The sequence below is a fragment of the Legionella gresilensis genome, assembly GCF_900639865.1.
Lineage (GTDB): Bacteria > Pseudomonadota > Gammaproteobacteria > Legionellales > Legionellaceae > Legionella_C > Legionella_C gresilensis.
The window spans coordinates 68,964-84,304 of record NZ_CAAAHX010000010.1 but is presented as its reverse complement, the minus strand read 5'-3'; the positions used below and the strand labels follow the sequence as shown (position 1 = coordinate 84,304).

Here is a 15,341-nt window from a genome sequence, read left to right as displayed (position 1 = left end):
TTAATGAAAATTTATGGGCTAAATGTCCCATTAATATTACAGTTATTAGATCCTGCATTACCATGTGCGGAACAAAGCTCAGAAATACCACCATTATTACAAATCACCAAGCCTCCTTCATCAACAGTCAAAACGCCCCCTTGCCATAAACAACAACCTTGTACATTTTGTAAATCCATAATGGCATGGCGTGTACAATAACAAGAGGAATAATAACCATTTTTACAGACCAAACGGCCGGCAGAGGAATCGCAATAACTAACGCCACCCATCTTTTCGCAGCATTGGCCGGGACAGTGTTTAGGGCAATCATCGCCTTGGCAATCACCGCAGCGTCCTGCATAAGCTTGCGTAAAGCAAACAGCAAATACCCAAACTGCAAACACCCGAGCAATTAATTGCATAATGATTTCCACAATTTTTATTAAGAAGAATAACATAGGTTATTAAGCGAAAGAAATAAGGGATCTAAATGGAATAAGATATTATTTGAGCAATAAAATAGTTGCGGATAAATTATTTGCTTAAGTAAAGTAAAAAGATTTGGTTTGTTTTTATTGGGTGAACTATAGTTAACAGAAAAGCTGCTTATGAGGAGTTTATGATGAAGAAAAGTATCTCAGTTATCATTTTTAGCTTTTTACTCTTATTTACTTTAGGACTTAGATTGCCTCCTAAACCTGTGACCCCACTTACTTATAATAATGTGACTTACTATGCTGCCTTTGCTAATAAGTATATGTATTTGTCGCCTAAGAGAGGTACAGATTACCATCCTACTTCATCGCCAGGTGGTTACATTGAAGCATTCGATAGTAAAACAAATGCCTTTTTATGGTCAGTACAAATATATAAAACAATTTATACTGATATGGAAGAGGATGTGCAAGATGTTTACATTAAATATTTAGCTCTACAAAACGGTAAAATTATGATTACTGATGAAAGAAATCGAGTCTATTTATTAGATCCTGTTTCTAGAGTAGTGGAGCAAATAAAAAGTGAACCCAAAATAAAACAGCCAGATATCTTTAAACCAGGAATACAAAGTATACCAGCGCCAGACTAAAGCATGTACGAAAAAAGCTCAGAAATAAGCTCATCATGACGAATAACAAGGCCCTAACAATAGTCAATACGCCTATTTGCCATAAACAACAACCTTGTACGTTATAACGCTAATTTATTATTATTTTTTCGCCTTATACGCCAGTAAAAGATTTTTGTTCAGAAGCATTATTTGAATTGCTGAAATAATCGACGAACTTTTAATATTAAGCTCAGGCCTAATAGTAAATGTTACACAACAACATCGGTTATTATGAATTGACTTTTCACTAGACTTGAGTCTGTTTAATTAGAGCATTACATCTATCTGTGCTGCTCTAACTAATTTTATTTTAATTAACTACCTGAGCAGTATAAAAGTTAAGATAATATTTATATTGGTAAATGTACCTCTAAAGTATGATCTAAATCAGGGGAAGTATTATCTTGAGCTCTTTTATCTGTAAAAAACGAACCCTGCCATAATCTATCGGCAGCTTTAGTTTGTTGAATGACTCGGGCCATCTTATTTGTTTCTGCAGATAATCCACTTCGTTTATAGCGATCCCATGCGCCTTCTTTTTGACTAATATCTTTAATATAAATAACGCCTGGGATAATACCGCTAATAAGGCAAAGAATAGAAAGTAGTACTATACCTGTTTGAGCCCAAATATTTGGCCGTCCTTGTACTTCATTAGCAATCTTTTTTAACTGCTTATATGCTTCTTCAGTTGGATTTATAAGTGTTTTATAGGTCTGTAATAAGACTCTTTTTGCTTGAATTTCAAGAGAAGAATCATTTTTGACAAGGTTTTGAGTTGTTTTAGTTAAGCTTGCAATTTGAGCCTTTAGAATAAGCGCTTGATCTTCGCTGTAAAGCCATCCTTCTTTTTTCTCAGTCCATCGTTTATAAGTACTAAAAAACAAGTCATCATAAGACACTGTTGATCTTGTAAAGTTTCCAGCTAATCTTATAAGATGTATCTCATTTGCAAGTAAATCTAGTTGATTTATCATTTCTTCGAAGGTTGAAGTAGAAGTCGGGCAAGTTGATTTTAGCATAATTTCTTTTCTTCAGATTTAAATTTTTTGCATAATATACTTTAACAAACCTAGTTGATCAAATATTTATTATTTTTTTGAAATATACACCACTCTAATTTTACTTATGAGAGGCATCAGTTCAAATATTTAGGTGTACTATTCCTCATGTGCCAATAAATCAACTGATTCAATTTTCTGAAATTGTTGTGTTATTTTTTTCGCTGAAATACTAACCTCACCAACATCTTGATGAGCTAAATCAATATGTTTTGATAACTTATCCATTCGTTTTTCAAAACGCTGAAAATCTTGAGCGAGGGCTTGTAAGTGTTGTTGAATAATATGGACTTGTTTGCGAGTGGCATCATCTTTAAGCACTGCCCGGGCTGTAGTTAAAACAGCCATTAAAGTACTAGGGGAGACTAGCCATACTTTAAGACGTTGTGATAGGGCAATTACCTCAGGATAGCCGGCATGAATCTCTGCAAAAATAGCTTCAGCTGGAATGAACATGACTGCACCATCGGTTGTTTCATTAGGAATAATATATTTTTCAGCAATGTCTTTAATATGTTTTTGAATGTCTTGTCTAAATTGCTGATGTAGGAGTTTTCTTTCAACCGAGTTAACATCAGTAGACATTAATTTTTGATAAGTTTCTAAGGGAAATTTTGCATCAATAACAACATGTCCTGTTGGCTCAGGTAAAAATAAGATGCAATCAGCACGCTTTTGATTACTCAGCGTGTATTGCATTCGATAGTGAGAACTAGGAATCATATTGGCAATAAGTGTTGCCAGTTGAACCTCACCAAAGGCGCCTCGTGCGCGCTTATCCACTAAAATATCTTGTAAATTGACAACATGTGATGAGAGTTCAGTTATTTTTTTCTGCGCCTCATCAATAATAGTGAGCCGTCTCACAATATCCGTAAATGTAGTTGACGTTTTTTCAAAACCTTCAGCTAATTTATGATTAACTTGCTGAGTTAAATTATTTAAGTGACTACGTATCTCCTCAGTTAAGCTTTGTAAATGAGAGGTTAGCGAATGAGCGTGCTGCATAAAACTATGATTAATTTGCTCTCGCACATCTGTCATAGATTGCTGAATGGTTTGGTTGATAAGTTGATGATTAGTTAATTGCCCTTGATTAATCTGCTCTAAAATACGTTGTTGGTTAATTTGGTGGTGATCTTGTAGGTCAAGTTGCAGTTGATGTAACTCATCTACGATGAGCTGTTGTAATTTGCTAAATTGGTCATCAGTATGCTGCTGAATTCCGATTAACCGTCGACAAAAGAAGAAAATAAAACAACATTGAAAGGCTAATAGCGCTATTATTCCCTGTGTCAGTGTAAACTGAGACCATCCAATCATATTAACCTAAATGAGAAATATCGATAGGCGAATTGTGTTCATACACAGGTTTAAGTTGGCCATAATCGATAAGTTGAATCGACCCCAAATAATACGGTGAATGTTCTTTTTTATCAATCTTATGTTTAAACGAGATTATTAAAGTAGAATAACCTGGCGCTATCCAATGGGCTGTTTGAGCAATTTCTATTGCATTCTTTCTACCTCGTGAATCTCCTTTAAAAAGAACAGCTTGAAGCATATAACGACTGCCTGTAGCGACGTTAATAGTTGCAACAAATCTTAACGAAGAAGGGAGTCTTGTAATTTGCGTCACTTGTGCTGAGGGAATAGCGTAAGAGAAAGCTGTATGCGCATGTCGATTGATAGTTTGATCACCAACTTTAGCATTTACATCCGTTTCAACATACCAGTTTTGACCAGGAAAATTTTTTTCATTATTTAATTTTATTTTACCGCGATAAAGTGTTGGCTCAATTTCTTCTAAAGTAATGGGTAAGCGTTCACCATCTGGGCTTAGCAGGCTTGCTTTAATAGAATTAACAAGAGTGCGCTGCTTGTCTTTTGTTAAAAAAACAGTGGTAATAAGTTCATCACCATATTGGTAATAAGGCTGATTCGTTTCTACATGAAGATAGGAGGTTGAAGCCTTATCAAATATTCGTATTTGAAAACGCTCTGTTGATAAAATAGTAAAGTCAGTTAATGACAATATGAATTGCCCACTACCGATTTCAGGTTTTAACTCAATAACTTTGTCTAAATTACTTAAGGATGAATCTAATGATTTATTTTGCGATAAAGTGGATGCTTCCAAAAAGGAAAGCCTTATGTTTGGGCTTTTAGCTAGATAAAGTACTGAATCGGGTAAAACTATTTTCTTATTGTTAGGAACAATACGAAGGACAGCTTGTGGTGCTAAAGTATAAATAGGTATCCCTCGTTGCAACTCAGCAGCGGTTACCTCAAAATGATACTTATTACTTTTTTGTTTGGTAAGATTAAATTTAAAAAGTTTATCATGAATGGGCCAAGAGGTACTTAAAGGGGTATGTGAAAGAGAATCGCAATGGGCGCATTCATATTCTTTTAATGGTTGAGTAGGCATTGATATTGCCCAGACCTGACTCAAATACCCAATAGCTAAAAAAAAAGAGAATACTTTACTCATTAAGCCACTCCATCAGCTAAGTCTTTGCTTAATATTGCGTCAAGCCCAAAACAACTATGACGACTTTGATTATGGCTCAACGCATTATTATGTTCAGTTTTTTGAATATCGTAAAACCAAATTGAGCCAACAGTACGTTGTGATAGACATTCTAAAAAGCCGTCCGCGCATTTATCAAGATAGAGTTTAGTTACTTTGAGACCTGCATTATAACTATAACCATTACAATAACTTGCTCGATTAAAAGGGGAAGCTGTGACATCAGTACCAATAATTGTTCGAAAGGGGATAGACAGTGAGGGACGGCCAAGACTACCGTATAGTAGTTCATTATTATAAATTGCCATATCAGTAACACGTTGCTGGCGAACAGCATCATTGAGATAGCCAATTAACCAACTCACTGAAGACTCAAATAAATTACCTTCCACAACTTCTTCAGCAAGTGGCGTGCCGCCACTGGAAGGAGAAAGAGCAATAACTTCAATTATTTTATTAGATAATGATAAATATCGCTCATCATAGGTTGGGTTAGATAGAATCCAGCGGATAACGTTGGCCCCATTTGAGTGCGTATAAATTTTTAATTTGCTGATATGTTTATTGTTGATAAATGATAATAATTGGTCTGCTGTACAGCCAGCGGCATCTTCATGCCACATATACTGACTATAGTCACAGCCAACAACAATATAATTTTCTGAGTTAGGCAACGTTGATCTTAAGGAGTCAATTAATTCCTTTTTCCAATAACCACCTTCCGCATCAGCACGATGATCATTATTGCCATGAATAAAAGCGATACCATAATGTTTATCAAGTGTTTGCGTATAACTTATAGAAGTAGATGAGAAAAATACGATAAAAAATATAAAGATAAAACGGGGCAGGTCCATAAATTTAAGCCGTGTTTAAAGCATTGGCTCATTCTATACCATAATTTTAAAACTCTCGGCAAGCGTTTAGAAAGCAACTCATATAATTTTAATTAAGATTAAATAATTGTATTGATGCAAATCGATGAACTGTTCATACTTATCTTTTTTTAAATTTAATTGTTTTAGGTTGGCGAATGGTGAGTTTGGATAAAGATTTAGAAAGGATAGAGGCGTTACGCCAACAGATTAGATTATATGATTATCATTATTATGTTCTCGATGAACCTTTAGTTCCCGATATCGAATATGATCGGTGTTTTCGCGAATTGCAGGCGTTAGAGAGCCAGCACCCACAATACATTACTAATGATTCGCCCACTCAGCGTGTAGGCGTACAGCCTGTCACTACCTTTGAGCCTGTGGCTCATAGGCAGCCTATGCTTTCTTTGGGCAATGTTTTTACAGTTGAAGATTTACATGCTTTTGTTAAGCGAGTCGCTGATCGCTTAAACTGTAAAGAAGATGATTTGCTTTTTACTTGTGAACCTAAGCTAGATGGCTTAGCTGTAAATCTAACTTATGAGAATGGGTTACTAATTCATGCTGCTACACGTGGTGATGGTGCTGTTGGAGAAAATATCACTTCTAATATTAAAACGATTTCTGCTGTTCCTCTTAAATTAATGATAAAAAATCCGCCAGCTTTTATTGAAGTGAGGGGCGAGGTTTATATGCCTAAAGCAGGTTTTGAAGCGCTAAATGAGCGTGCCCGAGAAGCAGGTGAAAAAACATTTGCTAATCCTCGTAATGCAGCAGCAGGGAGTTTGCGCCAACTAAACCCACAAATCACAGCAGCAAGACCATTGGCTATTTATTATTATGGTATTGGTGCTTATGAAGGTAGTTCGTTACCTAATAGTCACTTTGAACAATTGCAACTATTGCATCACATGGGTTTTAGAATTTCTCCTGAAAATAAACAGGCAAAGGGTCTAGATGGTTGCTTAGCTTATTATGAGAGTATGGCTAATAAACGACTCTCGCTGCCTTATGAAATTGATGGTGTAGTTTATAAATTAGATAGTATTACACAGCAACAAGAATTAGGTTATGTCGCACGGGCACCACGTTTTGCATGCGCGCATAAATATCCAGCTTTAGAAGAAATGACCGAAATTATTGCGGTTGATTTCCAAGTGGGTCGTACCGGCGCCTTAACGCCTGTGGCAAGGCTTAAGCCTGTTAATGTAGCAGGTGTTACAGTCAGTAATGCCACACTACATAATATGGACGAAATTATTCGTAAAGATATTTTAATTGGTGATACAGTAATCATTCGCCGTGCTGGTGATGTTATTCCTGAAGTAGTTTCAGTCGTTAAGGAGAAGCGACCAAAACATACAATGCCTATCACCCTGCCGAAAACATGTCCTGTATGTGGTGCAGATGTAATACGTGAGGAAGGAGAAGCGGTTGCGCGCTGTATGGGCGGTTTATTTTGCGCAACACAACTTAAACGTACTATTTGGCATTTTGCTTCACGTAAAGCCATGTTTATTGATGGATTAGGACAGGCTATTGTTGATCTCTTAGTTGATACAAAATTGGTAAAAGATGTTGCCGGTCTTTATCAGTTAAAATTAGAAGACTTAATAAATTTGCCCAGGATGGGTAAAAAATCAGCAGAAAATTTATTGCAGGCAATAGAAAAAAGTAAACAGACAACCTTTAAGCGATTCCTTTATTCTTTAGGAATACGAGAAGTTGGAGAAGTAGGCGCCGGTGTTTTGGCGTCACATTATGCTTCTATAGACTCGTTAAAGAAAGCGACGATAGATGAATTAATGATGCTTAAAGATATTGGGCCCGTGGTTGCGCAACATATTGTTGATTTTTTTGCTCAAACGCACAATGTTGAAGTGATTGATAAATTAATTGCTTTTGGTGTGCAATGGCCTGATACGGCTAAGCAAGAATTTAATAAAGAGCATCCCTTGTATGGTAAAACAGTCGTACTTACTGGCACGCTCGCGAGCATGGGCCGCGATGAAGCAAAGGCAAAATTAGCGGCAGCAGGTGCGAAAGTAACGGGTAGTGTTTCAGCTAAAACCCATTTTGTCATTGCTGGTAGTGATGCTGGCTCTAAATTAGATAAAGCTAATCAGCTAGGAGTGCCCGTATTAAACGAAGAGGATTTATTGCAGTATTTAAATTAAATTTTATGTAATTCTGACTTTAAGCATTCTGTAACGTGTAATCGGTAGCATTTCTTTTGTCTTTCTATCTCTCTTAAGTAGCATTGTTACGTAGATAAAAAGGATTTGATGACCGTATCTACTTTATAAACATGAAACTTATGCCAACGCTGCGCGACTTGTTTGCGGAATCTAGGAGTCGAACTATACCACTGGATCCTGCGGACAAGCCGCAGGACGTAGGCATGCTTGAAAGGTGTGGCATACATGGAAGTAACTTGGGTGAAATAAAGGGAAACCTGGATTTCGGCCTAACGGCCTGTACCCAGTCTACTTATCTTGAAAAATCTGTTTAAATTTATAGTGTTTTAAATGATTCATTTAAATTAGGAGTTTTTACAACAACAAGAATTATATTTTTTTCTTATAAAGAATTTCTTTCAGGAGAGCACCATTTTCATAAAACTCTTCAAGTTTGGTAATAGTCGTATTTTCAAACCCTAATGCTTCATAAAAGTGGCAAGCTTGATGGTTATCAGAGAGTACCCAAACATACGCATATTGATAATGCATTTTTGCTAATTCAGAGAAAGCAGCCTGACAAAGCTTAGTCCCTAATCCTAAACGCCAATAAGTTGGATGTAGGTAAAGAGCACTTATTTCACCATTTAATGGACTAGGATAAATATCTCGAAGCATGCACATACTTACAAAGCCAGCTATATTCTGTTCTACTTCAACAATTAATATTTTTACATCTTGTTTCATTAAATCTTGCCATTGCTGCGTTCTTTCTTTTACAGAAAGAGCTTGCAATATACTCTTTGGGATAAAAGCTTTATAGCTAGCTTGCCATGATAAGATATGAACTTTAGCGATAGCTTTAGCATCATCTAAAGTAGCGAAACGAATGACTGGTTTTACTTTTTTAATCATTATAAAAAAATAGTTATATCAATCTAACAATGTAACACATTCATGCTTGTTAATAAAATCCGTGTAAAAAATTCTGCATTTATTAGTTTAAATGATTAAAAACCACTTTGTAATTAATCAATTTAGTTGTAATTATTTTGCTCTTGAAAGTCTTAAATAGATCTAAAAGTTAAAACTATGTACTTTAATATCAAAATACGTATAATCGGTTTTTTTTAATAAAAAATATTATGACATATAAAAGTTTTAAAGATTTTAGTGATATTAAACTTAAGTTTGGCTCGCCTGAAGAAGGATTTAATTACGGTTTCACAGCATTACCTAATTTTGCTTGTAAAGATAGCGCCTTTTTTGATAATGAATTTTTTATTTTGTATCGCCGTAGCCAATATGCAGCGCAGGTTGAATTAGCATGCGCCAAGATCTTTCAGCAATTAATGGGCTATGGTTTAGAAATGGAAATAGTCCAGGAAAATAATCAATATTTTATTGCTAGCCGCAAAATCAAAAATTTCTCTGAAGGGTGTTATGGACTAACAGAACAAGACTCTTTAAAAGTTAAAGGGCTAATATCAATCTTTATTATTTGGTATTTTATAGCTCAAACAGATACTCATTCGGGCAATTATGGTTTAGCAGCGCTAGATAATAAAAAATTAGCTTTTGGTCTCGATATGGCTGAAGCGCTTGACTTTGAAATGCTAGGAGAGTCCTTAGAATTATCTGCCCTAAAAAAAATCCCTTATTTAGTAGAAAAAAATTACGAAGGTGTATCTGAACTTATTTTACCTAAGAATCTTGTAGCTTCTAGGACTTTTCAAGATGAAAAATTTGCAATGATAAAGTTAATTGCAGACACTCCCTTTACAGTATTTGAGGCTATTATTAGAGAAACAATCACATCTTCTTTGTCAATTCATCGAAAAATAATGTTAGAAAAAAGTTTGGCTCATGTAGAGGATGAATCTACTAGAGAGCTTATTCAAGCTAGCCTCAAACAAAGTGATCCTGAAGATTATTCTGTTGATGCGCTTATTCGTTATTTAAAATCTCGCTATGAGAAATGGAAATTACTAGTAAAAGAGAATCTAAAGGAGGATTTTGCGCAAGATTATTCGTTAGCTGATTCAACTTTATTTTTGAAAGAAACGGAAAAATATAATAACGATGATTTAATTAATGATAATAGTTTAGAAAATGAAGTTGAGAATTTAGAAAGTAAAAATGCAGTAGGAAATAACTATTCATTGCGATTTTTTAACCCAGAAAGTCAAGAAAATGTTAATAATGTCGTTATAAATACAGAAAATAGAATTACCTGAAATTTGAAAATAAATGTGCTTATAAAGAGATAAGTAGACCACGTGATTGGCTCCATTTCTATATACTGTAAGTTCTATCATTCTTAGATACTTAGAAGTTATTACCGTTGTCCTACGTACTGAGATTTGTGCGCAGGCAAACACCATAATACCAAACCTTCACCATCTTCTGGATGCTGCGAACGAGTTGCAGCACGTAGGCGGGGTTGGTTCTGGATGCTGTGAACCAGTAACAAGTAAGTAGGATCGACTATGTAGATATTAGGTTTGTGGGAATTTTTTATCTGATCATTCCTACGTACCGCGACTTGTTCGCGGTATCCAAGAAGATCTTTATGAGTGGTAAATATGCATATAAATACTAAGAGCGCTGATTAACTGTTATTTGCTATCCTTTTAGCTTGTTCCCAGAGTTCCATTAATTGGGTAAAAGAGTAGCCTTCTAAATTCGTCTCGCCGCGACTTACTGCCAATTGTTTAACGGCTTTAAGTCTGCGCTCAAATTTAATTAAGGTTTGGTTTAACGTTTCCTTAGGATCAAATTGACAAAATACACAAAGAGAAAAAACAGCATGCAATAGATCGCCAATTTCTTCTTGCAAATCTCTATTTACAGAATTTTTAGCTAAGTTAGGTAGATGTTCATTAACTTCATGATATTCGCTTTCAATTTGTGCCATAATTTGCTTAGCATTTTCCCAACGAAAGCCAAATTGCGCTGCTTCTTTTTCTAAAAAGACAATTTTTTCTAATAAATCCATTACAATACTCGCTTTTCTAACTAACAGTAGAAAATCATCTCTGTTCGCTTTAAGATTAAAAGGGATCATTATAATAATTTATTTCTTAGGACTACAATTTTGGCAAAACGTTATACAAAAAGGATTTTTGTTTTAGTTTTGCTGCTAACTTGGTTACAAGGGTATGCTTTCAATTGGATACTTAACAATCCTTATCCTAAGAATGAATCAACTCAAAAGATTTACTATTCTTCATTTAGTGAGCAACCTAAAACACTTGATCCAGCACGTTCATATTCCAGTAATGAGTATCAGTTTATTTCGCAAATTTATGAGCCTCTTCTGCAATATGATTATTTTATTAGACCTTACCAGCTTATTCCTTTAATAGCTCAAGCAATGCCAAGTATTCGATATTTAAATACCCAGTTAAAAACAGTATCAGCGGGCTCTACAGACATTGCTTATACTGTTTATACTTTAAAAATAAAACCAGGCATTTTATACCAGCCGCACCCAGCATTTGCCAAAGATGAAACCGGACAATATCGGTATTTAAATATAACAGCAGCTTATTTAGATGAAAATGATATTAGTGAATTAGCTGATTTTCCTTATACAGGAACTAGAGAGTTAATCGTCGATGATTATATTTATCAAATTAAACGTTTAGCAAACCCTGCTATAAATTCCCCAATTTATGGCTTGATGAGTGAAAAAATTATGGGGTTTCGGGCGTTTGCAAAGGTATTACCAACCTCAGGGTTTATCGATCTTCGTAACTATTCTTTAAGCGGCGTTCGTAAGATAGATAATTATAGGTTTGAAATTACACTTATAGGCCAATATCCACAATTTATATTTTGGTTAGCCATGCCGTTTTTTGCGCCTCTTCCCTGGGAAGCTGATCAATTTTATAGTCAACCCGGGATGGATGATAAAAATTTAAGTTTTGCTTGGTATCCTGTTGGCACAGGCTCTTTCATGATTAGTGAAAATAATCCCAATAAACGTATGGTTCTTGATAAAAATCCGAATTTTCATGAAGAATATTTCCCTGTAAATGCAAGTAATGAGGATAAGCGATTAGGTTATGCCCATCATTTAGGGCAGCGATTGCCATTTATTGATCGAGCAATTTATACGCTTGAGAAAGAAGCGATTCCTAGATGGAATAAATTTTTGCAAGGCTATTACGATTTATCAGGAATCAGTACTGACAGTTACGCGCAAGCTATACAAATTAATTCGCAAGGAAAACCTATTTTAAGTCCAGAAATGCAAGCTAAAAATATGCATTTAACTACCACTGTGGATCCTAGTATTTATTATATGGGTTTTAATATGCTGGATCCTATTGTTGGTGGCAATACTGAACGGGCACGTAAACTTAGACTTGCAATTTCTATTGCCGTTAATTTTGAAGAAAATATTGCCATTTTCTTAAATGGCCGCGGAATCGCGGCGCAGGGGCCAATTCCGCCTGGAATTTTTGGTTACAAAGTAGGTAAAGCGGGAATTAATCCTTATGTTTACCATTGGAAGGGTAATAGTAGTGAAAGGCGTTCTATCGAGGAAGCGAAAGAGTTATTAAGACAAGCAGGTTATCCAAATGGTCGAGATAAAAACACAGGTAGACCATTAATCCTACATTATGATGCCCCTATAACGGGTGGTCCTGATGATAAATCGCAATTAGAATGGATGCGCAAACAATTTGCCAAAATTGGCATTGATTTAAATATACGTGCTACACAATATAATCGTTTTCAAGAGAAAATGCGCAATGGTAATGCACAAATTTTCAGTTGGGGTTGGAACGCTGATTACCCTGATCCTGAAAACTTTCTTTTTATGCTTTACGGCGGTAATGGCAAAGTTCGACATGGTGGCGAGAATGCCGCGAATTATGATAATCAAGAATACAATAAATTATTTAATTTAATGAAAAATCGCCCTAATGACATGGAACGGCAAGCAATAATTGATCGAATGGTGGAGATAGTAAGGCATGACGCGCCTTGGGTATGGGGAATAAATACAGAGACCTTTACATTAACTCAGCAATGGTTGTCTTTAACAAAACCTAACACAATTAGTTTAAATTTTTTAAAGTATATAAGCATTGATGTTTCACTGCGCAATAAATTTAGGCTTTTATGGAATAAGCCTATTTTATGGCCACTGCTAGTGATTATATTGGTTTTATTTCTTCTTTTAATATTGCCTATTTTTTTAGTTTATCGGCAAACACAAAAACAGTCAGCTAGGCGAATTAAGCTATGATTTATTATTTTATTAGACGCATACTTTATGCTATTCCTATTTTAATTGGTATTAATCTTCTTACCTTTGCCTTATTTTTTATGATTAATTCACCTGATGATATGGCGCGTATGCAACTTGGTCAAAAGCATATAAAACCTGAGGCAATTGCTCAATGGAAAGTACTGCATGGGTATGACTTGCCTCTATTTTACAATGATAATAAACCAGGGTTACAAAAATTGACGCAAACATTATTTTTTCAAAAATCATTAAAGTTATTTGTGTTTGATTTCGGTATGTCAGATGCCGGACGAGATATTAGTTTTGATATCTCTCATCGTATGTGGCCAAGTTTGGCAATTGCTATACCTATTTTAATTTTAGGTATGCTAGTAAATATTATTTTTGCAATGGGAATGGCTTTTTTCCGATCTACTTTTCTAGATTTAAGTGGGGTAGTCATTTGTATTATTTTAATGTCAATTTCAAGTTTATTTTATATTATTGGTGGGCAATATGTTTTCGGTAAGTTACTTCGGTGGGTACCTATTTCTGGTTATGATGATGGATTAAACAGTTTAAAATTTATATTTTTACCGGTACTGGTTGCTGTATTAAGTGGAATTGGCGCAGGGTCCAGATGGTATCGCACTTTATTTTTAGAAGAGATGAATAAAGAATATGTGAAAACTGCTCGTGCAAAAGGATTAGCAGAATCAAGGGTGTTATTTAAGCATATTTTAAAAAATGCCATGTTGCCTATTCTAACCGGTGTTGTGGTAATTATTCCTTCCTTATTTATGGGAAGTTTAATTTTAGAATCCTTTTTTGGTGTGCCAGGCTTAGGTAGTTATATTATTGATGCAATTGGGCAACAAGATTTTGCTATTGTAAGGGCAATGGTTTTTTTAGGTTCCATTTTATATATCATAGGTTTGATTTTAACTGATATTTCTTATCTTTGGGCAGATCCTCGTGTAAGGCTAAATTAATGGAATTATTGTGGACTGATCAATGGTTTTTACTTTTAATTGGCATTAGCTTTATCGCATTAATAGTTAGTTTAAGCAAAAAACCTGTTAGACGTTCATTTCGTTACTTACTGAGTAACCCTATTGCGGTAAGCGCAGGCATTATTCTCCTTTTTTTTCTCGTCATAGGTATTTTGGATTCAATTCATTTCCGGGCAAGTAGTGAACATGAAAGTAGCAATTTAGTTTCTCTCTTAGATAAGCTCATAGCACCAGTGAACCAAGTTTATGAAAAGACTTATTCTGCACCCTTAGCTTTAAACCTCTATAATTTGGAAACAACAATTTTAAACGGACAAGCAAAGCAAGTTCACCCACGTTTAAAGTATCCACCTGCAGAGATTAAAACCCCAGAGCAAAAACAAAAGCTAATTTTTTTTCTATTCAAGAGATCGTTAATGCAAAGTTCGATTGTCTTCATTTTATTTTTAATTCTAGGTGGCGCAATCTATTTTTCTTTAACAAATAAAATCATTATAAATCCTAGCTTGATTTGGGGGCTTATTACTTTCTTTTTATGTTTACTGTTTATATTTGCTAGCTATTGGTTATCGCGCAATTTTCACCTGTTTGGTACAGGGAAAATTGGTCAGGATATTTTTTATTACACAATTAAAAGTATTCGTACGGGTCTTATCATTGGGACACTTACGACATTATTTATGTTGCCTTTAGCTATTATCTTCGGTATTGCTGCTGGATATTTTGGTGGGTTAATCGATGATATCATTCAATATGTTTACACAACTTTGAGCTCTATTCCAGGCGTATTACTAATTACTGCATCAGTTTTATCTATGCAAACTTACATTGCTAATCACCCTGAAGAGTTTCCTACTTTAGAAGAAAGTGCTGATGCACGTCTTTTAGCGCTATGTTTAATTTTAGGGATTACCAGCTGGACTAGTTTATGTCGAATTTTACGCGCAGAAGCCCTTAAGTTACGTGAAATTGATTTTGTTCTCGCGGCGAAAGCACTAGGTAGTAGTGCTTGGCGAATTCTTTATAAACATTTATTACCTAATGTGATGCCGATCGTATTAATTAATCTCGTGCTTGATTTTAGTTTTTTAGTCTTAGCCGAAGCTGTTTTATCCTATGTGGGAGTTGGTGTATCGCCTATGACCATTAGTTGGGGAAATATGATTAATAGTGCTCGGCTTGAGCTTGCACGAGAACCTGTTGTTTGGTGGCCAATGATGGCAGCCTTTCTCTTTATGTTTACGTTAGTTCTTGCCAGTAATTTATTTGCAGATGCTATTCGTGAAGCCTTTGATCCACATCGCATTAAGCGATAAAAATTTATTAATCTTTATAGCAAACGCA

The 15,341-nt window shown here is 35.1% G+C and carries 13 protein-coding genes; 6 read left to right on the top strand and 7 right to left on the bottom strand.

Annotated features, from left to right (window positions below; genetic code table 11):
- Nucleotides 1-11: 11 nt before the first annotated feature.
- On the bottom strand, nucleotides 12-404 hold the full coding sequence (locus tag E1P04_RS12810; protein WP_242604461.1) for a hypothetical protein: 393 nt from the start codon (nucleotides 402-404) through the stop codon (nucleotides 12-14).
- 197 nt (nucleotides 405-601) lie between these two features.
- Here E1P04_RS12810 and E1P04_RS12805 point away from each other — a divergent pair, with 197 nt between their 5' ends.
- The gene (locus E1P04_RS12805) at nucleotides 602-1,069 is read left to right on the top strand and encodes a hypothetical protein (RefSeq protein ID WP_131783296.1); all 468 of its coding nucleotides are present in this window, start codon (nucleotides 602-604) and stop codon (nucleotides 1,067-1,069) included.
- Between the two features lie 371 nt (nucleotides 1,070-1,440).
- Here the strand turns inward: E1P04_RS12805 and E1P04_RS12800 are convergent, their stop codons facing one another.
- The 4 genes from E1P04_RS12800 to E1P04_RS12785 all read right to left on the bottom strand — a co-directional run bounded on the left by E1P04_RS12800 (nucleotide 1,441) and on the right by E1P04_RS12785 (nucleotide 5,541).
- Nucleotides 1,441-2,112 carry a hypothetical protein gene (locus tag E1P04_RS12800; protein WP_131783295.1) on the bottom strand — a complete coding sequence of 224 codons (672 nt, stop codon included), beginning with the start codon at nucleotides 2,110-2,112 and terminating at the stop codon, nucleotides 1,441-1,443.
- A gap of 138 nt (nucleotides 2,113-2,250) precedes the next feature.
- Entirely contained in the window at nucleotides 2,251-3,474 is a 1,224-nt protein-coding gene (locus E1P04_RS12795) for a DNA recombination protein RmuC (protein ID WP_131783294.1), read from the bottom strand.
- 1 nt (nucleotide 3,475) lies between these two features.
- Nucleotides 3,476-4,645: a DUF4785 domain-containing protein gene (locus tag E1P04_RS12790; RefSeq protein WP_131783293.1), complete on the bottom strand. Its 1,170-nt coding sequence runs from the start codon at nucleotides 4,643-4,645 to the stop codon at nucleotides 3,476-3,478.
- Nucleotides 4,645-5,541: a hypothetical protein gene (locus tag E1P04_RS12785; RefSeq protein WP_131783292.1), complete on the bottom strand. Its 897-nt coding sequence runs from the start codon at nucleotides 5,539-5,541 to the stop codon at nucleotides 4,645-4,647. Before E1P04_RS12785 ends, E1P04_RS12790 begins: the two co-directional genes overlap by 1 nt.
- Before the next feature lie 176 nt (nucleotides 5,542-5,717).
- Between E1P04_RS12785 and ligA the strand changes: the two genes are divergently transcribed.
- Complete coding sequence (gene ligA, locus E1P04_RS12780; RefSeq protein WP_131783291.1) at nucleotides 5,718-7,739, top strand: NAD-dependent DNA ligase LigA; 2,022 nt, start codon at nucleotides 5,718-5,720, stop codon at nucleotides 7,737-7,739.
- A gap of 390 nt (nucleotides 7,740-8,129) precedes the next feature.
- On the opposite strand, the gene E1P04_RS12775 is transcribed toward ligA, so the two are convergent.
- Entirely contained in the window at nucleotides 8,130-8,654 is a 525-nt protein-coding gene (locus tag E1P04_RS12775) for a GNAT family N-acetyltransferase (RefSeq protein WP_131783290.1), read from the bottom strand.
- A 230-nt stretch (nucleotides 8,655-8,884) separates the two neighbouring features.
- On the opposite strand from E1P04_RS12775, the gene E1P04_RS12770 reads away from it, so the two are divergent.
- Nucleotides 8,885-9,976, top strand: a complete 1,092-nt coding sequence (locus tag E1P04_RS12770) for a hypothetical protein (RefSeq protein WP_131783289.1) — start codon at nucleotides 8,885-8,887, stop codon at nucleotides 9,974-9,976.
- A gap of 374 nt (nucleotides 9,977-10,350) precedes the next feature.
- Here the strand turns inward: E1P04_RS12770 and E1P04_RS12765 are convergent, their stop codons facing one another.
- A complete protein-coding gene (locus E1P04_RS12765) occupies nucleotides 10,351-10,737 on the bottom strand; it encodes a MazG nucleotide pyrophosphohydrolase domain-containing protein (RefSeq protein ID WP_131783343.1) in 387 nt (128 codons plus the stop codon).
- A gap of 123 nt (nucleotides 10,738-10,860) precedes the next feature.
- Here E1P04_RS12765 and E1P04_RS12760 point away from each other — a divergent pair, with 123 nt between their 5' ends.
- Genes E1P04_RS12760 through E1P04_RS12750 form a run of 3 tightly spaced genes read left to right on the top strand, consistent with a single transcriptional unit; the run spans nucleotide 10,861 to nucleotide 15,313 of the window.
- Nucleotides 10,861-13,002 (top strand): ABC transporter substrate-binding protein, encoded by a 2,142-nt coding sequence (locus E1P04_RS12760; RefSeq protein WP_207386028.1) that lies wholly within the window; start codon nucleotides 10,861-10,863, stop codon nucleotides 13,000-13,002.
- Nucleotides 12,999-13,976, top strand: a complete 978-nt coding sequence (locus E1P04_RS12755) for an ABC transporter permease (RefSeq protein ID WP_131783288.1) — start codon at nucleotides 12,999-13,001, stop codon at nucleotides 13,974-13,976. The genes E1P04_RS12760 and E1P04_RS12755 overlap by 4 nt, the downstream gene beginning before the upstream one ends.
- Entirely contained in the window at nucleotides 13,976-15,313 is a 1,338-nt protein-coding gene (locus tag E1P04_RS12750) for an ABC transporter permease (protein WP_131783287.1), read from the top strand. The genes E1P04_RS12755 and E1P04_RS12750 overlap by 1 nt, the downstream gene beginning before the upstream one ends.
- Nucleotides 15,314-15,341: the final 28 nt, after the last annotated feature.